General features: G+C 52.1%; 18 protein-coding genes and 1 pseudogene. 14 read left to right on the top strand and 5 right to left on the bottom strand.

All coding sequences use genetic code 11. The features are described from left to right. The first annotated feature begins 18 nt into the window (after positions 1–18). The 3 genes from MRY86_RS26375 (at position 19) to MRY86_RS26365 (ending at position 2,066) form a co-directional block, all read left to right on the top strand. Complete coding sequence (locus MRY86_RS26375) at positions 19–1,056, top strand: hypothetical protein (protein WP_293568133.1); 1,038 nt, start codon at positions 19–21, stop codon at positions 1,054–1,056. A 140-nt stretch (positions 1,057–1,196) separates the two neighbouring features. Next, positions 1,197–1,673 (top strand): DUF2452 domain-containing protein, encoded by a 477-nt coding sequence (locus tag MRY86_RS26370; RefSeq protein WP_293568132.1) that lies wholly within the window; start codon positions 1,197–1,199, stop codon positions 1,671–1,673. A 36-nt stretch (positions 1,674–1,709) separates the two neighbouring features. Beyond that, positions 1,710–2,066: a DUF1573 domain-containing protein gene (locus tag MRY86_RS26365; protein ID WP_293568130.1), complete on the top strand. Its 357-nt coding sequence runs from the start codon at positions 1,710–1,712 to the stop codon at positions 2,064–2,066. Here the strand turns inward: MRY86_RS26365 and MRY86_RS26360 are convergent. Then, a complete protein-coding gene (locus MRY86_RS26360; RefSeq protein ID WP_293568128.1) occupies positions 2,038–2,592 on the bottom strand; it encodes a TrmH family RNA methyltransferase in 555 nt (184 codons plus the stop codon). The two genes, MRY86_RS26365 and MRY86_RS26360, sit on opposite strands and share 29 nt — an antisense overlap. Before the next feature lie 124 nt (positions 2,593–2,716). Between MRY86_RS26360 and MRY86_RS26355 the strand changes: the two genes are divergently transcribed. Beyond that, complete coding sequence (locus MRY86_RS26355) at positions 2,717–4,684, top strand: T9SS type B sorting domain-containing protein (protein WP_293568126.1); 1,968 nt, start codon at positions 2,717–2,719, stop codon at positions 4,682–4,684. Between the two features lie 226 nt (positions 4,685–4,910). On the opposite strand, the gene pruA is transcribed toward MRY86_RS26355, so the two are convergent. Continuing rightward, a complete protein-coding gene (gene pruA, locus MRY86_RS26350) occupies positions 4,911–6,542 on the bottom strand; it encodes an L-glutamate gamma-semialdehyde dehydrogenase (protein WP_293568124.1) in 1,632 nt (543 codons plus the stop codon). A 69-nt stretch (positions 6,543–6,611) separates the two neighbouring features. After that, a complete protein-coding gene (locus tag MRY86_RS26345; protein WP_293568122.1) occupies positions 6,612–7,367 on the bottom strand; it encodes a hypothetical protein in 756 nt (251 codons plus the stop codon). A gap of 87 nt (positions 7,368–7,454) precedes the next feature. On the opposite strand from MRY86_RS26345, the gene MRY86_RS26340 reads away from it, so the two are divergent. The 3 genes from MRY86_RS26340 to MRY86_RS26330 are packed head-to-tail and all read left to right on the top strand — an operon-like array spanning position 7,455 to position 11,873. Next, positions 7,455–9,455: an AMP-binding protein gene (locus MRY86_RS26340; protein ID WP_293568120.1), complete on the top strand. Its 2,001-nt coding sequence runs from the start codon at positions 7,455–7,457 to the stop codon at positions 9,453–9,455. A gap of 9 nt (positions 9,456–9,464) precedes the next feature. After that, complete coding sequence (locus MRY86_RS26335; RefSeq protein ID WP_293568118.1) at positions 9,465–10,916, top strand: MBOAT family O-acyltransferase; 1,452 nt, start codon at positions 9,465–9,467, stop codon at positions 10,914–10,916. 24 nt (positions 10,917–10,940) lie between these two features. After that, positions 10,941–11,873 carry a hypothetical protein gene (locus MRY86_RS26330; protein WP_293568116.1) on the top strand — a complete coding sequence of 311 codons (933 nt, stop codon included), beginning with the start codon at positions 10,941–10,943 and terminating at the stop codon, positions 11,871–11,873. Positions 11,874–11,980: 107 nt separating this feature from the next. Here MRY86_RS26330 and MRY86_RS26325 read toward each other — a convergent pair whose 3' ends face one another. Together MRY86_RS26325 and MRY86_RS26320 are read right to left on the bottom strand one after the other, a co-directional pair. Beyond that, positions 11,981–13,399 carry a DUF5009 domain-containing protein gene (locus tag MRY86_RS26325; RefSeq protein ID WP_293568114.1) on the bottom strand — a complete coding sequence of 473 codons (1,419 nt, stop codon included), beginning with the start codon at positions 13,397–13,399 and terminating at the stop codon, positions 11,981–11,983. Positions 13,400–13,439: 40 nt separating this feature from the next. Beyond that, positions 13,440–14,966, bottom strand: a complete 1,527-nt coding sequence (locus MRY86_RS26320) for a VCBS repeat-containing protein (RefSeq protein ID WP_293568112.1) — start codon at positions 14,964–14,966, stop codon at positions 13,440–13,442. A gap of 223 nt (positions 14,967–15,189) precedes the next feature. On the opposite strand from MRY86_RS26320, the gene MRY86_RS26315 reads away from it, so the two are divergent. The 7 genes and pseudogenes from MRY86_RS26315 (at position 15,190) to MRY86_RS27280 (ending at position 22,400) form a co-directional block, all read left to right on the top strand. Beyond that, positions 15,190–16,500 carry a cytochrome c peroxidase gene (locus MRY86_RS26315; protein WP_293568110.1) on the top strand — a complete coding sequence of 437 codons (1,311 nt, stop codon included), beginning with the start codon at positions 15,190–15,192 and terminating at the stop codon, positions 16,498–16,500. Between the two features lie 336 nt (positions 16,501–16,836). Further along, positions 16,837–17,091 carry a hypothetical protein gene (locus tag MRY86_RS26310; protein ID WP_293568108.1) on the top strand — a complete coding sequence of 85 codons (255 nt, stop codon included), beginning with the start codon at positions 16,837–16,839 and terminating at the stop codon, positions 17,089–17,091. Further along, positions 17,073–17,396, top strand: a complete 324-nt coding sequence (locus MRY86_RS26305; RefSeq protein ID WP_293568106.1) for a type II toxin-antitoxin system RelE/ParE family toxin — start codon at positions 17,073–17,075, stop codon at positions 17,394–17,396. Before MRY86_RS26310 ends, MRY86_RS26305 begins: the two co-directional genes overlap by 19 nt. Before the next feature lie 95 nt (positions 17,397–17,491). After that, positions 17,492–18,559, top strand: coding sequence for a nucleotidyltransferase domain-containing protein (locus tag MRY86_RS26300; protein ID WP_293568104.1), 1,068 nt, complete (start codon positions 17,492–17,494; stop codon positions 18,557–18,559). A gap of 254 nt (positions 18,560–18,813) precedes the next feature. Beyond that, positions 18,814–19,485 carry a hypothetical protein gene (locus MRY86_RS26295; protein ID WP_293568102.1) on the top strand — a complete coding sequence of 224 codons (672 nt, stop codon included), beginning with the start codon at positions 18,814–18,816 and terminating at the stop codon, positions 19,483–19,485. A gap of 16 nt (positions 19,486–19,501) precedes the next feature. Beyond that, positions 19,502–22,072 (top strand): annotated as a pseudogene (locus tag MRY86_RS26290) (tetratricopeptide repeat protein); the annotation flags it as partial. Then, complete coding sequence (locus MRY86_RS27280) at positions 22,008–22,400, top strand: CHAT domain-containing protein (protein ID WP_363325443.1); 393 nt, start codon at positions 22,008–22,010, stop codon at positions 22,398–22,400. The pseudogene MRY86_RS26290 and the gene MRY86_RS27280, both read left to right, overlap by 65 nt. Positions 22,401–22,412 lie beyond the last annotated feature (12 nt).

Below are 22,412 nucleotides of genomic sequence, written 5' to 3'. Positions count from 1 at the left end.
CAAACTAACGATTCTATTATGTCAACCACCAATCCAACGCCTAATCCTTCCGGCCCAACGCCTAATCCCGGACCTGGTAAGAAAGATGACGGGCAACAAAAGTTGAAAATTGCAGCAATCGCGACCATCGCAGTGCTTGCCATCGTGTGTATTGTACTGGTGATTAGCCTGGTCAACAAAAACAACGCCAACGATAGCCTGACCTACGAGCTGAATGAATCGGAGCAGCTGAAGGCCGAACTGGAGAAGCAGTACTACGAAGCCCTTTCTGAGCTGGAAGAGATGCGCGGCAGCAATGAAGAGCTCAACGCACTCATCGAAGCCCAAAAGGCGGAGCTCAAGGAGTCTAAAGACCGGATCGATATCCTCCTCCGCGATAGCCGCCAACTGGCAGAAGCCCGCAAGCAGATCAACGGCATGAATGCCAAGGTCGAGCAGTATCTGGCGGAAATCAATCAGCTCCGTCAGGAAAACGAGGAGCTTACAGAGCGGACTGCCGCCCTGAGCGAGGAAAACTATTCTCTGAATTCCAACCTCGACTCCGCCCGCATGCGCAATATGGAACTGTCTTCTGCAAAAGCGGCACTGGTGAGCGAAAAGGAGGCTGTAGAAGCGGACCGGGCACGCCTGGCTAAGAAGGTGAATATTGCCTCTGTGGTCAAAGTAACGAATGTAGAGGCAGAAGGCCTAAAGCTGCGAGACAATGGCAAAACGGCTTCCCGCCGGAGCGCCAAAAATGTAGATCAGCTACAGGTATGCTTCAATACCACTGCCAATCAGGTGGCGGAATCTGGCGTGGAGGAATTCCTGATCCGTATTGTCAACCCGCTGGGTGAGACCCTCGCGGTGGAGTCTATGGGGTCGGGCGTTTTTGTTAATAACGCCAACGGGGAGCAAATTCGTTACACCATGATCAAGGAGGTAGACTACGACCGCGACGAGCAGCGCCTCTGCCTGACTTGGGCTCCGAGCGAAGCATTTCAGGAAGGCAACTACGAAGTGGAAATCTACAACAAAGGCTACCTGGCTGGTACGAGCAGCTTCCAGCTGAAATAGCCTGCCGCCAAGAAACAAAGCAAACTACGCAGCAGCGCCCGGGTATGATTTCGGGCGCTGTTTTTATTTGCGGGCCAGCAATTTTGAACAATACCCGGGCCAAATTGATTTTTACGTTTATATAATCTGAAAAAGCTTGTATGAGCGAAAAGAAGGAAAAATTCATCAACCCCATTGATCCGGATAAAATTGCGGAAAATCCGCACAACTTGCCTTACGCCCATACCGTAAGCGGTGTGGAGATCAAACCCATCGACAAAGGAAAGGTGAAGGGCAGGGCGGTCAAAGCCATGTATAAGCAATCGGATATGCAGCTGGAGCAAATCCGCAAGCAGATAGAGCTGCTGGCGCAGCAGGCTAAGGGTATTCAGGACCGCATCTCCATATCTGAGCAAATCTATAATGCTCAAATGAATTTTGAGCCTTTGATTGGCTTTGTTTACCACCTGTACGAGCGCCGGGACGGGAGCGAATACGTGCTTTCTATGGTCAGCCCGGAAGAGTGGGGCCCCAACCCGCCTTATCGCTTTGTAGCCACGGTGGAGCTCCTGGCAGACCATACCTGGGATGTTTTGCGCAAGGCTTCTGAAACGGAAGCGGACGAGCGTGATTTTTAATTGCTGCCTGAATCTTCTGGTCTTAAAAAATCAGCTATGCGACTTTTGATATTTATGTCAGCCTGTTTGTTCCTGATGGGGCCAGTAGTCGAGTGGGAGGGGGAGACTTCCTATGAGATGGGCGACCTGATTCGGAATCAGCCTTCGACTCATAAATTTGTTTTTCGGAACGTCAGCGGTGAGCCTATGGTCATCGATAATGTGCGGACTTCCTGTGGCTGTACGGTGCCCGAATGGGATGAAGTGCCCATTGCGCCGGATTCCACGGGTGTCATCGCCGTGACTTACGATGCCCGTGACCTGGGCTATTTTAAGAAGAAAGTCAAAGTCTACTTTAGCAATCAGCGAAAAGCAGAGGTGCTTTTCATTGAAGGTTGGGTGGAAGAACTTTAGTGTTTTTCAACTGTCTGATCTGATCATAGACCGCAATCCCCGCTGCCATCGCCACATTCATAGAGGTATTGACCCCGTACATGGGCAGGTGCATGGTTCGCGTGCACAGCGCCAGTATTTCGGGTGGGATACCATGCGCTTCCTGGCCGACCACCAAGACGGTTTTTTCCTGCGCTTCCACCTGCGTATAGGGCAGGCTTTGATCCGTAATTTCCAGACCCAACAAAACATGGTCTTTTTCAAGTTCCTGAACACCTTCGAGGTCCAGCACGCTATGGGGTACATAGTCTAAGGTAGCCCGGGCGACCCGCCTCACTTTGCGGTGTTCCAGCAGCTCCGCCGGCCCATAGAAGTAAAGGTGGGCCAGGCGTGCCGCATCCGCCAGGCGGAAAAGGCTGCCGATATTCCGCACGTCGGTAATGCCTGCAAGGAGCAGGCTCAGGGGATGCCGGTTGTTGCTAATATTTCGGATATAGGCTTGCAAATCTTCCGGACGGTCATCGTAAAAGGTAGATTGTTTCGGCATAATCGCTGCATCAGTTGGTGTGGAAAGGTAAGGCTTCCTGATTGAAAAATAGGACAGGGAGGTTAATTAACACTAGCACTACCACCCTGAAATACGCGTTCTCTTTACAAGCAACACTTTTTTCATGAAAACCCCGTTATTGATTCTTCTCCTGTTTTTGAGTGGTTCACTGAGCTTCGGGCAGACCGATATTCAGGTGCTGGGCACGGATCGCCCTGAAACGGGTCAGCGGATCATTTGGCAAAACAACGCCTTCTACCTACTGCTTCAGGTGCAAGCCGAGATTGGTGGGGAAAATGCCGTGCTCCTAAAGCTGGATGCTAGTGGCAATATGCTTTGGGCCAGAGCTGTAGGCACGCCCGGTCGTGATCTTGTCAACGATTTAGCGCCCCATCAGGATGGCGTCCTGGTGCTGGGCCGGATGGTGGAGCCCGGTAATCCCAATGTGATTGATGATGTTTTTCTGCATTATTTTGAATCCAATGGTATTATTGGCTGGAGCCGCTACTTTGGCCGTACCACCGGCGGGGACGATGAACACGCGGATGCTGTTTTTACAACTGATGCCGGCAACATCGCTGTGGTGATGCATGAGGCCGTAGGGCAGGACCGCCCGGCTTACCTCACACTGTTGCAGGACAACGGAAGTCCCATCTGGGGGACACAGCTTCGCCATGAAAGCCTGGACTGGGTTTTTCCGGCACACGGACTTGAGCACGGCAATCGGTTTTGGATAGCGGGGGCTGCTTCACTCGCAGATGGAACAGAGGAAGCCTTCTGGGCTACGCTCAATACAGCCGGGCAGCCGCTGTCCTGGTACGCTATGGATGTGACGGAGGATCAGCCCTGCAGTTTCCGGCAGATTATACCGCTGGAAGAGGGGTGCCTTATGGTGGGCACTGTAGGTGCGGATACCCCTGATTTATTATTGGTATGGGCGGACGAGAATGGCGATCAGGTTCTAACCCGGCGTTTCCACGATCCTGAGGGGGCAAGTTTGCTAGCTGCCTCCGGAGGGTATCAACGGGCCGATGGGCGGGTAGTGGTCGCAGCCAATCGCTTCGAAGCATCTGCTGGGGTAGAGGGTACGGGCCTTTGGTTGCTGATTGAAGCAGATGGAACGCTTGCCGAATGCCGAAGAATTGGGCAGGGCCAGGAAGTCATTCTGCAACTGGTCCCTGGGCCCGCAGGTACCATCGCTGCAACGGGTAGTACCTTCTCGGTCGGTAGCACTGCCGGTGATGCCACCTTTTTACAATGGCCGGAAAACTGGTGGGAAGCCCCGGAAAATTGCTTGTCCGTATCCGGTCAGCTGGAGCCAGCGGCTATAGCCTGGAACAGCCGCTCCGGTGGCGCATTCTCGCAGCCCTGGCTGGCAGAAGCCAATCATGAGATGGTGGATGTGCCGTATTTTCCGGATGAAAAATCACCCCTTTGCTGCCCGGATCAGGATACGCTCTATGCTTCCATCTGTGCAGGAGAGGCATTTGAAGGCTTCACTACAGCGGGTACGCACCGTTACCAAATTGATAGTGCGGGGGACTGCGGGCTGGACCGGCTTTTGGTGTTGGAAGTAAAAGATACGGCGGAGCTCCTGAGCCTGGAAGTGGAACCCTCAGATTGTGATCAGCCGAATGGAAAAATTCAGGTGGCCGTAGCAGGGGATAGTTTGCAATTTAGTTTATCGGGCGGGCCCTTTCAGGCTGAGCCACAGTTTGAAGCCCTATTGCCCGGTGTTTATACGTTGGCTATAGAGCTGCCTAATGGGTGTAGGGCTACGTTGGAATCGATCGTTGTCGCTACAGATTGCCCGGTTTACCTGCCCACTGCTTTCTCCCCCAATGGTGACGGGCGCAATGACGTGCTTCAGCTGTATACACCTCTGGCACAGGCAGCAGGGGTGATTTCCTTTCGGGTATACGACCGTTACGGGGGGCTGCTTTATGAAACCTCCGGCCCCTTGTCAGCAGTGCAATGGGATGGGCGGGTGAACGGACAGCTGGTCAATCCGGGCGTTTACACCTGCGTAGGCCGGGTGCAATTGCCTTTGCGGGAATTGGAGATCGCTCAGGCAGTCACGGTGACGCCTTAGACCGTGTTGGGACTTTAGTAATCGGTCTGCAAACTACACTTTTTTGCTTATACTTCGCCCCGAAAATCCTCATTTAGCTAAGGCTAAACTCCGGTTTTCGGCTCTTGTCTAAACAAAAAATTGTTAGTTTTCGACTAGAAGACCAAAATCCCAACACGGTCTTAAAAAAATACCCGGAGCAACCATTGGCTGCCCCGGGCTTTTTAGCTTGTCATTATGCTTGCGGTTAGCCCATGTAAGGATAGCGGTAATCCGAAGGCGGATTAAAGTTTTCCTTGATAGAGCGGGCAGAGACCCAACGGTAGAGGTTGATGATGGAACCTGCTTTGTCGTTCGTACCCGAACCTCTGGCACCGCCAAAAGGCTGCTGTCCTACCACTGCACCGGTAGGCTTATCGTTAATGTAGAAGTTGCCGGCAGAGTGGCGCAGGCGCTCAATCGCCTTGTGCGCCGCGTAACGGTCGTTGGAAAATACTGCACCGGTAAGGGCATAAGGGGAGGTGCTGTCCACAAGGTCCAGCGTTGCCTCAAAGTCCTCGTCTTCATATACATAGATGGTCAGTACCGGTCCAAAGATTTCCTCCTCCATGGTCGTGAAGTGCGGATTGCCAGTTACGATGACCGTAGGTTCTATGAAGTAGCCTTCCGACTTATCATAGCCGCCCCCCACGATGATTTCGGCTTCATCGCTCTTTTTAGCGATTTCGATGTAGTTAGCAATTTTGTCAAAAGCCCGCTCATCGATCACGGCACCCATGAAGTTGCTGAAGTCCTCCACGGTACCCATTTTTACAGTCATGATGTCCCTGATCAGCCCCTCTTTGAGCGCTGGCCATTTGCTCTTTGGCAGGTAAGCGCGGGAAGCAGCGGAGCATTTTTGACCCTGATACTCATAGGCACCACGGACCAAAGCGGTCACCACCTGCTGCACATCAGAGGAAGGGTGCATAACCAGGAAGTCCTTCCCCCCTGTTTCCCCAACGATACGGGGGTAACTGCGGTACTTGGGCAGGTTTTTTCCGATGGTTTGCCAAAGGCTTTGAAAGACTTTTGTGCTTCCGGTAAAGTGCAGCCCGGCGAAGTCCTTATGCTCAAAAATAATATCGCCGGCGACAGGGCCGTCTACGAGCACCAGGTTGATGACGCCATCCGGCAGCCCGGCAGCTTCCAGTACTTCCATTAGCAAGCCTGCTGAATAAACCTGAGTTTCTGCAGGCTTCCAGACGACGGTGTTGCCAAGGAGGGCAGGCGCACCGGGCAGGTTGCCGGCAATGGCGGTGAAGTTGAACGGCGTAATGGCAAAGACAAAGCCTTCCAGTGGCCGATATTCCACCCGGTTCCAGATTGCAGACTCAGGCTCGCTCAGCGGCTGGTCTTCGTACATCTCGGTCATATACTGCACATTGAAGCGGAAGAAGTCGGCGATCTCCGCCACTGCCTCAATTTCAGACTGATGGGGTGTCTTGGACTGTCCCAGCATCGTAGCCGCGTTCATTTTATAGCGGTAGGGGCCAGAGATGAGGTCGGCAGCGCGCAGGAAAATGGCTGCGCGTTCCTGCCAAGGCATAGCCTCCCAGGCCGGCTTAGCTTCCAATGCGGCATCAATGGCCATATTGACGTGCTCCGGGCCGCCTTTGTAGTAATGGCCCAACGTATGCTTTAGCTCATGCGGAGGGTGCATGGCAATTTTGGTGTCAGTTGTAATTTTTTTCCCGCCGATGGTCATGGGGACGTCCCGCTGTTCGGCCTTCATGGCTTTGAGCGTCTCCTTGAGGGCTTCCCGTTCCGGAGTGCCGGGTGCGTAGCTCAGAGAAGGTTCGTTGACCGCAGGTGGCGGTGTGAAATATGCATTAGCCATATCACTGGTTTTATCGGTTATGTAATTTTGGCGCGAAGTTAGGGGTTTCCCTTTGCTATTAAAAATAGATCAGTAGGCGGTTTGGTTGAGGTAGGTCCGGATAAACAAGATGGTATCGTATTCGCCAACGTAAACTTTGGTGTCGCTATCAACGGCTTGCTGCAGGCTGGCTTTGTATTCCTTGTAGATAGACCGTACGGCGGCAAAGTTGATTTGGGCCCGGTTTTCACCAGTGTAAAGCGTGTTTTCATCCTGAATGAGGCCCATGTCCCCAAAGATTTCAATCAGCAGGCGGTATACGGGTGCTTTGTCTTCTGCCCGCCAGGCCAGATTGATGAAGCCTCCGTACTGGCTGATGTAGTTGCGCAGCTTGGTGATTTTGGTATAAAACTGCTGGCCAAGTTGCTGAAGCTCGGTTTCCAGCGCTTCGATTTCAGTATTCGCCACCTCCAGTAGGGAGTCCCGTTCCTGCAACTGGGCGGCGAGCAGGGCCTGATCGCCCGTGGCGGCATCCAGTACGGAAAGGCGTTTGAGTTGTTCCACCAAAAAGTCTGAGGCGTTGGCCGCCTGCCCCGCCTGTGCGGTAAGGCCTGACCGGGTGATCACCTCCTCCAGGCAGGGGCCATCTGCTACCGGGCCCGTAAGAAAATCGGTGTTTTGAAAGAGCAGGACTACTGCAGCGACGACCTCCAGGATAAGTGCGGTGAAGAGGGCATTCAGGTAGTTTTCCTTGATGGTTTTAATAACGCCTGTAATCCCCAGCAGGGTGATGATCGCAGTGAGGGAGAAGATGATGATAAAGATCCAGAACAGTGCTTCTTTCATAAAGGGGCAGTAGTTTTCATCGAAACTACGGAAAAAAATACGAGTTTTGTCAGATAAACATTAATCAGATACCACATTTTCTCAGATATGGAAAATCTCGTTGACCTGTTACAGCGTCGTGTACAAGAGGCACCTGATTTCACTCCTTTCATTTTTTTGAGAGATGGCGTGTCTGATGAGCAATCCTTAAGCCACCGGCTGTTCGATGAGCAGGCCCGGCGTGTAGCGGCTCATTTGCAAGAACATGGGCTAAAGGGGGAGCGATTGCTTTTGCTTTTTCCGCAGGGGATAGAGTATCTGATTGCCTTATTTGGCTGTTTCTACGCAGGTGTGATTGCCGTGCCTGCCTACCCGCCCCGCAATAACCGGAATTTGTTGCGCCTCAAAGCAATCATGCAGGATTGTGGTGCCAGGTTTATTCTGGCTGACCAAAAAGGGGTGGAGTATATGGAAGGAATGAAAGAAGATTTCTCCGCTTATACTTTCCTGCCTATAGAGGGATTGATGGGCACATCTGCCGAGTGGGTGCCGCATCAGCCCGACCTTGAAGGTATAGCCTACCTACAGTATACATCAGGTTCCACAGGTGACCCTAAGGGCGTCATCATCCGGCATGAAAATGTCATGGCCAATATTATCGGCTGTATGCAGACGCACATCCCTGACCTTTCAAAAAGTGTTTCCTGGATACCGATGTACCACGACATGGGGCTGATTTCCATGTTAACCTATTTATTTCAGGGTGGGGTGGAGTGCTATTTTATGTCTCCGGTTCATTTTATACAAAAGCCTGTGCGATGGCTCGCTGCAGTTAGCCGTTATCAGGCTGAGTTTACCCTTGGCCCCAATTTTGCCTTTGATTTGTGCTGCGAGAAAATCACGGACGAGCAGCTCGAAGGGCTGGACCTCAGCAGTATTCGCAGTGTGGTTTCCGGCTCGGAGCGGGTGCGGTGGCGTACGATTCAGGCCTTCTGTGAGCGTTTTGGTCCGGTGGGATTTCCCAAAACCGGATTCCTGCCTTCCTTCGGCCTGGCGGAAGCGACCCTTATCGTGACGACCTCCGCTATTGACCAAAAAGCTAAGGTGCATTATCCGGAAGCCGGGCAATCTTTACTGTCATGGGACGATGGGGCACTTCAGGGTGCCAATCCTGAGCAGGTGCAGGTCAGCAATGGAAAACCAGTTGACGGGGCAGGGGTGGTTATTGTGGATACCGGGACCAGAGCGCTATGCCCGGAAGGTAAGGAAGGGGAGATATGGGCGGGTTATCCCGGCTCCATCGCCTCCGGTTACTGGGAACGGCCGGAAGAAAGCAAAAAGACATTTGAAAATTATACAGCTTCCGGCGAAGGGCCCTACCTCCGCACCGGTGACCTGGGCTTTCTGGTAAATGGCGAGTTATTTATTACCGGCCGGGAAAAAGATTTGATCATCATCCGAGGCACCAACTACTACCCGGACGATATTGAGGAGGTAGTGGAGCATGCGCATCCTGCCCTTCAGGACAACGGCTGTGCAGCCTTTGCAATAGAAAAAGCAGGCCGTGAGCGCCTCGTTCTCGTACAGGAAGTCCGCCGGACCGAGTGGCGCAATGCGAATGAGCAGGAGGTGGTGGATGCCATCCGGCAGGCCGTGAGCGAGGTTTTTGAAATTCAGCCTCACGCAATCGTACTGATCCGGCCCATGAGCCTGCCCAAAACATCGAGTGGCAAGGTACAGCGCTATGCAGCCCGGGAGGATTACCAAAACGGGGCATTGAGGATAATGCACAAGTGGGCTCAACCCGAAACTATTGTTACCGAAGCAGCTCCTATTCCTGAACCAGGAACTGCTGGTTTTGGCGTGCCGGCGATTGTGGAATGGCTAAAGCTTCAGATTGCCGAAAAAGTAAAAATGCCAATGGAGCAGATCAAAGCCGCCGACCCGGTCAAAGCCTATCCGCTGGAATCAGTGGATGCGGTCTTTATCTCCGATGAGTTGTCAGACTGGCTGAAGCTCCGGCTCACCCCAGACACCTTTTGGGCGTTCGATTCGATACAGGAGCTGGCTGAGCATCTGCTTAAGCAATATCAGGAAAACCACGACTAAGCACCAGCTATGTTATTTACATCCCTGGATTACTATCTCTTTTTGCCGATTGTCGCCCTGGTATTTTTCCTGACGCCGGTGCGTTTCCGCTGGGCGTGGCTGCTGGTGGCCAGTTATTACTTTTACATGGACTGGAACCCCTGGTACATCTGGCTAATTGTGGGGTCCACGCTGATCGATTACACAGCAGCCCTGCAAATAGAAAGTGCGGGCAGCCGGCAAAGGAAAAAGACCTGGTTATGGCTCAGTATCGTAGCCAATTTGGGGCTGTTGTTCACCTTTAAGTACTTTAATTTTTTGAGTGGAGAGGCGGCTAAAGTAGCCCGCCTGTTTCAGCCGGCGTTCGAAGCCTACCATTTGGATATACTCCTGCCGGTGGGGATTTCCTTTTACACCTTTCAGACGATGGCGTACACCATTGATGTGTACAAGGGTTTTGCAAAAGCGGAGCGCCACCTGGGGCGTTATGCGCTGTACGTGAGTTTTTTCCCTCAGCTGGTGGCTGGTCCTATCGAGCGGTCCCGGGATTTGCTTTCCCAGTTCCACTTCAACTACCAATTCGATTACCAACGTATTGTGGGCGGGCTGCAGCTTATCCTCTGGGGGCTTTTCAAAAAACTGGTCATAGCTGACCGCCTGGCGCTCTTTGTGGACGAGGTTTACGGGCACCCGACGCAGTACGAAGGCTTCACAATATGGCTGGCTTCGGTCTTTTTTCTGTTCCAGATTTTCTGCGATTTTTCGGCCTACACGGATATTGCCATTGGTAGTGCGCGGATATTGGGCGTGCGCTTGTCGCAAAACTTTGAGAACCGGGTGTATGTCATCACGTCCTTCAATAAATTCTGGCGGGGGTGGCACATTACGCTGACCAACTGGTTTCGGGACTATGTGTTTTTTCAGCTGACGCCCATGGGGCGGGGCATGGCGTGGATACTCGTCGCCACGGTCATTTCCTTTACGCTGAATGGCATTTGGCACGGTGCGGAGTGGACGTTTCTGATCTGGGGCGGGCTCAACGGGCTATTCGTTGCACTGGAGTCTCTGCTGTCGAAACCTGTAGATCGCGGGCTGAGCAAGATTGGTTTGCCGAAGGGCAGGCCATTGCGCTGGCTGATTGATTTTGCGTTCTTTTTTAATCTAGCTATTATTAGCATTATTTTCTTTCGCGCGGTAGATGTACAAACCGCCTTTGCGCTTATTAGCCAGCTTAGGTTTTGGGAGCCTATACAATTGCATTTTAGTATTGTCGATGTAATCGATGTACGGGAGGTTGCCATTGGTATTGGAGCATTATTATTGATGGATGGGTTTCATTATCTGCTCAGAGGTCAGCGTATTGATGTGTTTCTGAGCCAGCAGGCCTGGTGGGTGCGTTGGGCTTACTACCTCATTTTGTTGCATGCTGTATTGTATTTCGGTATGCCTTCCAACCAGGAGTTTATTTATTTTGATTTTTAGGAGCAGCTATAAAATTTTGGAGTTATGAGTTGGTTCGACCCTTACAAAGCGGTTTTAACTTTTCTGCTGAAAAGTTTGGTGTTAGGTATGATCGTACTTCCGCCATATGCTCAGGTTTCTCATAATCAGGTCAAAAATGTGGATTGTTTTTATCCGAAGCTTACTCACTCGGCAGAGCATTTGATTTTGGGCATTTCCAGAGCGGCTACTGGTATTGCGCCTGAAGTGCTAAAGGCGGAATTAGGGTTGAAGGGTCGTATGCTCAATTTTGCCTTTGTGGGAGCAGTAACACCTTATGGGGTGGATTATCATCAGTTGGTCAGGCGAAAGATTTCGAAAGGGAAAGAAACTCCGGTTTTTATTTTGTCCGTTAATCCGGATAACCTGTCACAAAATAGATATAAAGCGCTTTGGAGTGAAGGGGCGCATCCTATTTATGACCTCTTTCTGGTCAACATCAACCCTAATGTAGAGTATTTTCTAAGGAAAATCAGGCGGAAGAAGTCCACCATATTGGATAATGATCCACCAGAAAAAAACGAGTCTTTCCGTTTCTTTGAAGGAGGATGGATGGGCCTGAAAGATCGGAAAGGGGCAGAATCACTTGAGGATGAAGCTGCTGAAATTGACCGCATTTCCACCAAGAAGATCCCTTCACCAGAGCGAATTCAGGCGCTTTCCGAATTGATAAATGCTTTGTCAAAAAGAGGAACGGTAGTATTGGTACGAATGCCCGTCACCAGCAAGGTACGCAGAAAAGAAACTCAGATTTTTCCAGGTTTCAATCAGGAGATGTTGCAGCTTGCTGAGCAGTACAAGGTGCCCTTCCTTGATTATTCCGAAAGAGCCGAAGCGTATTCTTTCTTCGATGCAAATCATTTGAATGTTGAGGGAGCCATTGCCTTTACTCATGACTTAGCCCAGGATATAAAAACTATTCTTCGGTCTGACCACTAACTTCTCGTTCGGGGCCAGGCTGGTAATCAATGTTCTGTAAGTGGCTGAACTTAGGCTTAAGGAGTAAGCGATGAAACGATAAAATACAATCTGAAATTAACCACTATTTACGTCTTCCATCTCCACCCCCAACGCGTCAGCCCCACCGTAGCTGCCAGCGATAGCCCGGTAATGAGCACGCCCCGAAGCAATCCCAGCAGCGCGTTGCCATTCATACCTTCCACAAAGCCGGCCAGCCCGGAAATTTTTAAGATCGGCCACACCAGCAGCCAGGGCGCTACGTAGGCAATCATAGGGTTGCGGCCAGTGTGAGTTAGCCACTGCCAACCTCGTGCCCGGTAGTGGTCGAGCAAGAGGAAGAAGGCCATAAACAGGAAGGTGGACAGCCCGGCAGTCACATAGTAGTAGCTCATCGTGGCGTGATCCTTACGAATGCCGCCCTCATAGGGCTCAAAAGCCATACCTATGATCAGGAAAGCACTGCCCCATGCCAGCAATTGGCCCAGGAAACGGGCGGTGGGAGAGCCGTCTTTTCGAAGCAGCAGGGCTGTAAGCGCCAAAAAGCCTAATTGCAGCAGGAACAACGGAAACCCCCAACGGCCAAATAGACCAGTAAGAGATAACATGACCAGGGCGACCATAAGCCATCCGGTAGCAGTCAGGGAGGAAGAACCATCGCCGGTCTCTCTTTTGGCAGCATAGGCTTGTGCCAAATCACCCACAATGGATCCGGCGAGCACAATATGCAGGTACTGTAAAAAGCTGAAATTGAAGAACCAGGGCAGGGGAGAGCCGTTCCAAAGCACTGCGGTCCAGTTGTCGCCGGCAGATTGGCTGAGGCGAAGGGCGAACAGCACCGCCAGAAGGGCCAGCCGGGGCAGCACGTTGTTGCGGGTCAACAGCCAGGCCACTGCGCCAAAGAAAGCAACGTTGGACAAAATCAGGATGATAATATCGGTCCGTTCCAGTGAGAAGTACCGGCTGTCCCCGGGTTTAGACTCACCGGGTAGCAATAGCAGGTACACGATGGCCAGTAAGAGCCCGAGGGTGTTAAAGTGTTCGTGGTACTTCCACTGCCGTATGCGCGGGTGCGTGCCATAGATGGCAAACAGCAGCACAAAGCCCCCCAAAGCCAGCAGTTGCTCCACGGTGCCCGGGCTGCTTGTCATGTATTGCGGGATCAGATGCTGGTAGAACAAGGCAAAAAAGAACAACCAGCCCCAACGTTTGAAGGCCTGTAAGACGATACGCCACTCCGCGACGCCTTTCCCTAACCGGCTGCGGAGGGAAAACGGAAAGGCCATGCCCATAGCAAATAGAAACATCGGAAAAACCAAATCCACCCAGGTGATCCCTGCTATAGCAGGATTGAACTGATGATCAGGAGGAGGCACCTGAGCGTGGTGCATCCAGGCAGGTAGGACACCGCCGTGCGCAATATGTCCGGACAGAATCATGCCAATAATGGCCAGCCCACGTAGGGCATCAAGGGCGGAAGACCGCATTGGAGTTATTGCTGTGCTCAATTTTTGAACTAAAATAGTAAAAAAAGAGGCAGTTGCCCCTCTACTTTAGCTGATTCTCAAGCACCACAAACGGGATGCCCTTCTGCACCCAGCCTTCTATTTCTCCCCGATCCGGTACAACTTCAAAGGCGAGGGACCCCAAGACCAGGTCGTCGTCCCCATCTGAGTCGATATCGGCACTGTCCATGACGATCCATCTTCCAAGCTTGGATTGTGGAAAAGTGGAAGCCCGCATGGTCCAGCCGCCCTGATTTTCAAAAAAGACAAAACTGGCCTCCGGCTGCCGCTTAAAATCCGGAAAAAAGGAGATCGCTGCCAGGTCCAGGTCTCCATCCTGATCAAAATCCCCGGGGATGGCATCGTAAGCGCCGGGCAGTGGCTGAAAAAAGGCTTGTTCAAACCCCATTTCCCCATCGTTTTCAAAGAGGTAGATACCGTGGTAAGGCTTCAGCACAGGCGGGTAGTCGGCATTATCGCCAGCGGTGTAGAGAATGTCGGTATGCCCGTCCTGATTATAGTCGAGCAAACGGAAGGTGCTTGAGCCGTAGGAAGCGGGCAGGCGAAGGAGGAGCTTCTCTTCAAACATGCCATTCCCTAGATTTTCATACAACCAGAACCCCTCGTCGCCCTGCCCGAAGAGCGCCAGGATATCTGGCTTACCGTCTCCGGTAAAGTCCTCAATAGCGGTTTTGATGGCGCCGGGCTGCGCGCGCAGGGTGTGTGGGGCAAAGGTGCCATCCGGATGTTGTTCCCACCAGGCCAGCCGTCCGGTCCATTTGGCAAATTCGGCAATCACCACATCCATGCGGCCGTCACCGTTCAGATCAGCATAGGCACTATGCACGGGCCGTTGCAGGCTGTCGATGAGGATTTGCGGAGGCTGCCCACCTCCTTTGGGCAATTGAAGCAGAAAACCTTCGGGCGCATCCGTAGGGGAGAAAGAGCCCATGACCGTGAGGAGCAAATCGGTAGGGTTGTCCTGCAGGCTGACTGCACCTTGCCGGACTTTGGCTTGTTGCCGGAGATTTAGATTTTGGTCAAAAACCATCAGCCGCTGCTTGTTAGCGTCACCCAGGTATAGGCCCCCGGGGAAGGCATCGATCAGGGTGGTGGATGGAGGAGAGAGGAAATAGTCCGGAAAGCGGGCCTGAAAAAGTGAGGTGGTGTCCAATGCCAATAGAGCAGGCAGGTCCCATACGGCTGGTGCATTTTCCAGGTAAAAGGCCTGAATAGCCATCCAGGTTGCCGAATCAATCAGCGGTTGTTCGGGGAAAATACGGCGGGCTTCCACCGCCTGGCCTCCCGGTCCGCTTTCAATCATTTGCTGACGGGTATCGGCATCCGGATAATGCCCCAGAAAGTAGCCCATGCGGGGCAGTACGTGGGCGGCCCAGGTTGATTTGGGCAATAGCTCCGGCTCCGGGAATTGATGGCAGGCGGCGCAGTGGATACGGGCCCATTCCGCTCCGGTGGGAGTAGATTGGGATGGTCCGGCAGTAGGCCGGCAGGCATGAAAAACAGCCAAAAAACCAACTGAAAGCAGTAAAGAAAGCAGGTAGCCGCGCATTTTTCCGCAAAGGTACAGGGCTACAGGTTAACAGCATGTTATTTCTTGGAATACACCGAAGTGAAGGTTCAGAATTAGGGCTATGGATAAAAAAATATAAAAAGATGAAACATCGGGCCCGCCTCCCCGTATTACCTCATATCCTTCCCCCCGGTGAATCTCGAAACACAGCCTCCCACTCAGCACCATGAAAGCACAATCAAGACAAACATTAGCAATATTGGTGTTCGCTGTACTTGCCTTTTTTGTCGGCTGTACCAGCGAGCAATTACCTAATCCACTGGATACCCGTTTGGAGCGGCGGTTGGTGGAATTGTCTCCGGACGGTTCATTGGATTACTTCCGTTTGCCCAATAGTGATACAGAATTAGGTGCTGTTCCGGCAGGAGTGGGCAATCCATTAACCAAAGAAAAAATAGAATTGGGCCGGATGCTCTTTTTTGAGACCGGCCTGGCGGCGGATGCCATGCATGAAGGTGGTAAGGGCACTTACTCCTGTGGCAGCTGCCATGTGCCTTCCGCTGGGTTCATGCCTGGTTCAAAGCAAGGCATCGCAGATGGAGGCGTAGGGTTTGGCCAAAACGGGGAAAGTAGAGGCAAACTCATTGACTACGCCGAAGAAGAGCTTGACGTGCAAGGCGCTCGTCCACTCAGTGTGCTCAACACCGCTTTTGTTACCAATTCCACCTGGAGCGGTAAGTTTGGCGCTAATCATGCCAACAGAGGCACTGAGCATGCCTGGGTGGGCGACGCCGAAGTCAACGAGCGGGGCCTGGATGGGCTGGAGGCTCAGATTATCGAAGGGCTTGCCCTGCACCGCATGCGGGTGACTATCGGCTGGCTCGATACCCTGGGCTATCTGCCGATGTACGATGCTGCCTTTGCGGATTTTCCGGAAGGCGACCGCTATTCTCCCCTGACTACAAGCTTTGCCCTTTCCGCTTACCTGCGGTCGCTGACCACCACGGAGGCGCCCTTTCAGCGCTGGGTGCGCGGTGAGGAAAACGCCATGAGCGATCAGGAAAAAGCAGGCGCCATGGTCTTTTTCACCAAAGCGGGCTGTTACCGCTGCCACAAAGGTGCCGCATTAAGCAGTAACGAGTTTCATGCCCTCGGGGTACGCGATCTGTGGGAATCCGGCGCTTTTGCTACGGGCCCTAACGATATCCGGAACTTCGGGCGGGGCGGTTTCACCGGTTTTGAGGAGGATTTCTACAAGTTCAAGGTGCCTCAGCTCTACAATATGAAAAATTCACCCTTTTATTTCCACGGCAGCAGCCGGCATTCTTTGCGCTCTGTAGTGGAATACTTTAATGAAGCCGTACCCGAAAATGACCGGGTGCCGGAAACACAGATTTCTCCCTTCTTCCACCCGCTGAACCTTACAGCGCAGGAAATTAACGACCTTGTGGAATTCCTGGAGCACGGGCTTTACGATCCCAATCTGGACCGGTTTGTGCCGGAAGAAGTCCTGTCGGGCAATTGCTTCCCGAATAACGACCCGCTGTCGCAGGAGCAGTTGGGGTGTAATTAAGAATTTTAAATAGGCTTCTACAGCCTGGATATAATTGCAACTATCTTGGGAAGGTGGCCTTCGGGCTGCCTTTTTTGTTTGTTTTAGTATGCCAAATCTGGTGTGCGTCTGCCAGATGCAAGCGTAGTAGCCTAATCCATTTACTCTCATGCCGGGAACTCTGGATGAAATAGGCAATGTTGTCACATTTATTGTCTCGCCTTATACGCTGGGATTTTCGAATGAATTATAGGGAACTGCGCGCCATTACCATAGAGCGGTAGAGTAAAGATGTTAACACAACGACCTTTTTAGACTGAAAAACCGTTATATTCACAGTACTAAAAAATTCATACAATGAACTTACAAGCTGAAAAATTACAGCTCATTGAATGGTTGGTAAGCCTACAAGATCATGATGTAGTAAAGAGATTGTTGGAAGTACAGCGCAGCAGCAAAGCTAATCCTGAAGTAGCCATTCCCGGGCTGCCGGTTACTACTGAAGAAACAGATACTAGTATAGCAGAAGCTGAAGAGCAAATAGCCAGAGGCGAGTATTATACTATAGACCAAGTCAAAAGTCAGGCTGCACAATGGCTCAATACAAAGTAATTATCACTGCTCAGGCCTTGAACCAGCTATACCTTATTGTAAATTATATTCAAAAGCAAGGCTCAAATCAAAATGCCAATATTGTTTATAATGGCTTGATCGAGATAATTGAATCCCTCAAAATAATGCCAAAACGTAACCCTGTCTATCGAACAGTTGAAAAAAAGCAGTACGAATACCGTTACCAGTCCAAGTGGTCATTTAACATCATTTACCGAATAGAAGAAGCTCCTCCAAAAGTATATATCGTAACGATCGCTGGAGCAGCGCAAGACAGGGTAGGTATAGAATCAATGTTAGGATAGGCTTTCATAAGGTCAGGTCGTGAATAAATACTAAGCAGACAGACAGGGAACTCTGTTTAATATGTTCCATGTTACTTGCTTTAGAAAGAGAAGAAATGACCTATAAAGACCTTCAATCTAACCCTGACCTTTTACTCTACGACTGCATCACCGGCAGCCGCGCCTACGGTACCTATTTGCCCACTTCCGACACAGATATCCGTGGCGTTTTCATCCTTCCGCAACCAGAATTTTACAGCCTGAGCTACACCCCACAGGTAGCGGACGATACGAATGATACGGTCTACTACGAGCTCGGCCGTTTCGTGGAACTGCTGGCTAAAAACAACCCCAATATGCTGGAGCTGCTCGCTACACCACCGGAATGCATCCGATACCGTCACCCAATCATGGACCACCTGACACCCGAGCTCTTCCTCTCCAAAAAGTGCAAAGACACCTTTGGCGGCTACGCCTACGCACAGATCAAAAAAGCCCGGGGGTTGAATAAGAAAATCGTCAATCCCATGCCCAGGGAGCGGCAGACGCCTTTGGACTTCTGTTACGTGATCAAAGGCAACGGCTCCGTACCTATCCGGCAGTGGCTGGACGACAATGGGCTGGAGCAATCTCGCTGCGGGCTCTCTGCCATCCCGCACTTCCGGGAGGTTTACGCCATTCATCATGATCCTACAGGTAATTTAGGCTACGTCGGCATCCTCCGTAAGCCTAACTCCAACGACCTGTCGCTCAGCAGCATTCCAAAAGGCGCGGAAATCCTCGGCTACCTCCACTTCAACAAAGACGGCTACGCCACCTACTGCAAGGACCACAAAGCCTACTGGAAATGGGTGGAGGAACGCAACGAAGCCCGCTACCAAACCAACCTCGCCCACGGCGCCGAGTACGATTCCAAAAACATGATGCACACCTTCCGCTTGCTGGAGATGGGCATTGAAATTCTGCGCGAGGGCATCATTCGGGTGCGCCGGCCGAACCGGGAAGAGCTGCTGGATATCCGGCAGGGGAAGTATGATTATGACACCTTACTCGGCATGGCAGAAGATAAAATGGCAGAATTGGAGGAGGCTTACGCCAAAAGCACCCTGCCGCTGGCGGTGGATATGGAGCGGGTGGATGCGGTTTTGGTGAAGATGCGGGGGGCATGGTACGCAGGGACCTAACGCAGCTCACCGAGCCGAAGCTTCTTTGATTTCCAGTATGTATATTGTATATTGTACAATGTTAGGCCCGCATATCCGATAAGGTACGGGTCGCTTATGCTTCCCGGTCTCATCCAAAAAAAGCAAGCTGTCGAACAGCACCCTCAAAAAAAATAAAAAAATAGTGTGACGAACTGCTGTACTGCGGTATAGGGTAGGTAGAGAACGAATATCTCGTATACGATAACTTATTCCTAAATAAACTCAAAACAATTATGACCAACCTATTCTTCAAACCCACGTTATTGGCCTTGCTGTCCTTGTTTCTATTGGCTTCCTGTTCTAAAGAACCAGCGGAAGCAGTAGCAGAAGAGGATGCTAACATTTATACCCTTTACCCTGATTTCAGTATGGCGCAGGAAAAAAATCAATTGATCCTCGAGCAAGTCTCCATGCGCCTAGATGAGTACAGCCAACGGCTAAGTGAAGACCCTAAAGCGGCACCGGCCATTGCAAAAGAATTGCAGGACCTCCAAAGTACAGTGGATAAGCAAAGGGAAGAAAACCAACAATCCAGGGACATCAAAGATATAGTTGAAAGTGCCCGGGGGGCCATTGCCAGTTGGGCCCCATGTATACCAGAGTGCCCGCCTCCACCGCCCTGTGAAGTGGCCGGGAAATGCCGGGAAATCCGACTAAAAAGGGATCAGCTCGTCCTGTTGCTTCCTGCGCCTTTCGAAAAGCATACGTTTTCTTTGGAATCTGCAGAAGGAGCGCTTATCGCTGAGCCAACTGAAGTTAAGGCTTCACCAGGCGGTCAGGTCCGGGTGGAAATGACGATGCTACAACCCGATTATCAGGGACCGGCTGCTTTTTATGCTAAAAGGGCGGAAGGAAGCGAGGTACCTGATTTTTTCGCCAGCTTTGATTTCCAGCCACCACGTTAGGCACTAAACCCCAGTTATGAAACCCATTTTTCATTTTTTTTGCCTTAGTTGGTGCCTTATGCATGCCCCGGTAATTTTGCCGGGGCAGTTTGCTTTATCCGAAGCCTTAGAGCAACGTATGAGCGCTTGCAGGCAACACAATGACTTCCCCTGCGCCGCCCGCCTGCTTGACTCCCTGATCCGCGTTCAGTATGAGGCGGGAGACCATGATGCGGTGTTCCACCTCTTTCGCCGCAAATCGGATGTTGCTAATAAAATGGACGCCATGCGCGCCTATCTGGCCACCTACCGGGAGCTGGACTCTTTGTTTACAGCCGACCATGTCAGCCTGGAAGAGGACTACATCTTTTTTGTTCACCTTTGGAACGACACCAATCTGGGCAATTACTACAACAAAATCGGTGCCTTCGAACAGAGCAAAGCCGTTTTCAACCGCCACCTGGAAATCCTGGATTCCATCCCCTTGAAGCTATATAGTTATTATTCCAATGACCATCTGCACCTCGGGAATATCTACAAGAAGCAGGGACAATACGACCTTGCGCTGGGGCATCTGGAGCGGAGCCTGGTCTTTGCAGATTCCTTTGAAGCCGAAGCCACCTATAAAGGGCTGGTCCATAAGCACTTTGGTGATGTGTACAAGGAAATGGAAGATTACCCAAAGGCCAAGGGGCATTATGAAACTTCTCTGGCGCTTTTTTCCAACGTGGCCGCACAAGCAGATACCAACCGCCTCATCAACACCTGCAATGCGTACGCCGATCTGCACCGGAAATTAGGCGAGGTCAATGCAGCGCTGCGGTTACTGCGCACATCGCTGTCGTATCAGCTGCCCAAAGACCCTTTCCGCACCGAAACTTACCGGGAGCTGGGCATCACCTACAGCCAAATGGAAGATTGGGACACTGCCGATTACTATTTCCATCTGGCCCTGGAGCACGATCGCTATCAGGTCCGCAATCAACAGACCGCGCAGACCTATCTGGCTCTTGGGGATATGAACCGGGAGCGGGGGCGAATGGGGGAGGCCCTGGAATATTATGAGGCGGCTGTTCAGCAACTGGCCGGGCGCTCAACGGAAAGCGGCTACTGCAGGTTGCCCAATGCACTGGATGCAGCCTACGACCAAAAGACCTTGCTCACGGCATTGTACCGGCTGGCGGAGGTGTATTACAGCTTTGAAGACCAGAGCAGCTTGCATTGCGCCTGGGAGGCGGCCGACCGCGGGCTGCGCCTGGCCGCCCACATCAAAAGCGGGTACATCGGCGATTACGACAAACAATACCTGATGGAGGAGTGCTACGGGCTTTTCGAAACCGCTATCGAGGTCAGCTATGCCCTGCACCGGCAAATTCCCAACGATACTTTCTACATCAACTATGCCTTTTCCGTCTCTGAGCGCAGCAAGGATTTGCTGTTGCTGGAGGCTTTCCGGGATGCGCAGGTCAGCGATTTTGATCTGCCCGGCGACCTGCTACAGCGGGAACGGCTCCTGAAATTTGATATTCAGTACTTGTCAGAGCAATTGCACGAGTCAGAACAGAGCGGGGCTGTACGGGATACGCTTAAGCAACGCCTGTACCGTGCGCAGGCAGGCTGGAAGGCGCTGATGAAAAAGCTGGAGGAAGAGGCACCACGATACTATGCCGCCAAGTTTGATACCACCACAGCCACGGTGGGCTCAGCCCTGGAACACCTTCGCGCTGATCAGGCCCTGTTGGAGTTCTTTGTAGGGGAAGATTCCACCTGGATGTTTTACCTCCGGCCGGGCGCTGCCCCTGAGGTCTTCACCCTGCCCATGCCCAGAGCCCATTTGGCGAAAGCTGTGCAGGAAATGGTACACGCCATCTATCTGCCATTTTACGATGGGGAAGACGCTTATTTGAAGCAGCTTAAAGCGGATTACCCTTCCGAGACCGCTAAGGCCATTTACGCCCACCGGGCCCATCAGCTTTACAAATGGTTGATCGCGCCACTGAATACGTTGGGATCCGGTATGCCGCAACAGCTCATCATTATCCCCGACGATATCCTGAACGTACTGCCCTTTGATGCGCTGCTGACCCGGCCGGTGCCCGAATCCGAATACGGTTATTACCGCAACCCCAGCTATAATTATCTGGTAGAAGACCTGGCGCTGAGCTACTGCAGCTCAGAAAGCCTGTTGGAAGAAATGATCGCTGCACACCGCCACGACCGCAGGCCCCGGGAGCTTTTGGCATTGAACGGAGCCGGTTTTGAGGAGGAAATCGAAGTCATTCAGGATGAGTTTTCCTTTTTCAACCTGTTCCATTGGTTTGTGCACCCGCTCTGGGAGCGTTCCAACAAGCAAGAGCTGGAAGCCATGGGAGGCGACTACCGCTTCCACCATTACACCGCCCACGGGCAACTCAGCAACCGGTATCCCAGCCGGTCGCGCTTTATGTTGCAGCCAGGGCAGCCCGGAAGGGACAGCGCCTTGTACCTGCATGAATTGTACCGGTTGCCCATGCGGCAGGACATGGTCGTGACCAGCGTCTGCAATGCCGGTATTGGCGAAATCCGGCGCGGGCAGGGCATGCTCAGTATGGCCCGGGGGTTTTTCGTACGGGGGCGCCCGGAGCCTGATTACCACGCTTTGGGAGGTATCGAGCGGGCATACGACCCAGATTATGCAAAGCTTTTACCGCAACCTCCGCAACGGTATGCCCAAACACCTTGCGCTGACCCTTGCCAAGCGCGATTATGTGCGCAGGGTAGGGGACGTGGAAGCTCATCCTTACTACTGGTCGTCCTGTGTGGCGATTGGGAGCATGTCGCCGGTGTTGTCGAAGGGAGCCGGTTGGCGGAAGCCGATTGCAGCCGGGGTTTTACTTACTGTAATCCTGATTTGGGGTTTTCGCCGGTTGCAGCCTGATCGGAGCGCAAACGTTTAGTACGGGTTATCT

It is taken from the genome of Phaeodactylibacter sp. (genome assembly GCF_022763345.1).
Lineage (GTDB): Bacteria > Bacteroidota > Bacteroidia > Chitinophagales > Saprospiraceae > Phaeodactylibacter.
The sequence above is the reverse complement of the archived record's forward strand: the minus strand, read 5'-3'. Positions and strand labels throughout refer to the sequence as shown.

Bases quoted from the DNA above. Each gene is read 5' to 3' on its own strand.
- MRY86_RS26375 (WP_293568133.1), top strand. From the start codon at position 19: ATGTCAACCACCAATCCAACGCCTAATCCTTCCGGCCCAACGCCTAAT.
- MRY86_RS26370 (WP_293568132.1), top strand. From the start codon at position 1,197: ATGAGCGAAAAGAAGGAAAAATTCATCAACCCCATTGATCCGGATAAA.
- MRY86_RS26365 (WP_293568130.1), top strand. From the start codon at position 1,710: ATGCGACTTTTGATATTTATGTCAGCCTGTTTGTTCCTGATGGGGCCA.
- MRY86_RS26360 (WP_293568128.1), bottom strand. From the start codon at position 2,592: ATGCCGAAACAATCTACCTTTTACGATGACCGTCCGGAAGATTTGCAA.
- MRY86_RS26355 (WP_293568126.1), top strand. From the start codon at position 2,717: ATGAAAACCCCGTTATTGATTCTTCTCCTGTTTTTGAGTGGTTCACTG.
- pruA (WP_293568124.1), bottom strand. From the start codon at position 6,542: ATGGCTAATGCATATTTCACACCGCCACCTGCGGTCAACGAACCTTCT.
- MRY86_RS26345 (WP_293568122.1), bottom strand. From the start codon at position 7,367: ATGAAAGAAGCACTGTTCTGGATCTTTATCATCATCTTCTCCCTCACT.
- MRY86_RS26340 (WP_293568120.1), top strand. From the start codon at position 7,455: ATGGAAAATCTCGTTGACCTGTTACAGCGTCGTGTACAAGAGGCACCT.
- MRY86_RS26335 (WP_293568118.1), top strand. From the start codon at position 9,465: ATGTTATTTACATCCCTGGATTACTATCTCTTTTTGCCGATTGTCGCC.
- MRY86_RS26330 (WP_293568116.1), top strand. From the start codon at position 10,941: ATGAGTTGGTTCGACCCTTACAAAGCGGTTTTAACTTTTCTGCTGAAA.
- MRY86_RS26320 (WP_293568112.1), bottom strand. From the start codon at position 14,966: ATGCGCGGCTACCTGCTTTCTTTACTGCTTTCAGTTGGTTTTTTGGCT.
- MRY86_RS26310 (WP_293568108.1), top strand. From the start codon at position 16,837: ATGAACTTACAAGCTGAAAAATTACAGCTCATTGAATGGTTGGTAAGC.
- MRY86_RS26305 (WP_293568106.1), top strand. From the start codon at position 17,073: ATGGCTCAATACAAAGTAATTATCACTGCTCAGGCCTTGAACCAGCTA.
- MRY86_RS26300 (WP_293568104.1), top strand. From the start codon at position 17,492: ATGACCTATAAAGACCTTCAATCTAACCCTGACCTTTTACTCTACGAC.
- MRY86_RS26295 (WP_293568102.1), top strand. From the start codon at position 18,814: ATGACCAACCTATTCTTCAAACCCACGTTATTGGCCTTGCTGTCCTTG.
- MRY86_RS27280 (WP_363325443.1), top strand. From the start codon at position 22,008: ATGCCGGTATTGGCGAAATCCGGCGCGGGCAGGGCATGCTCAGTATGG.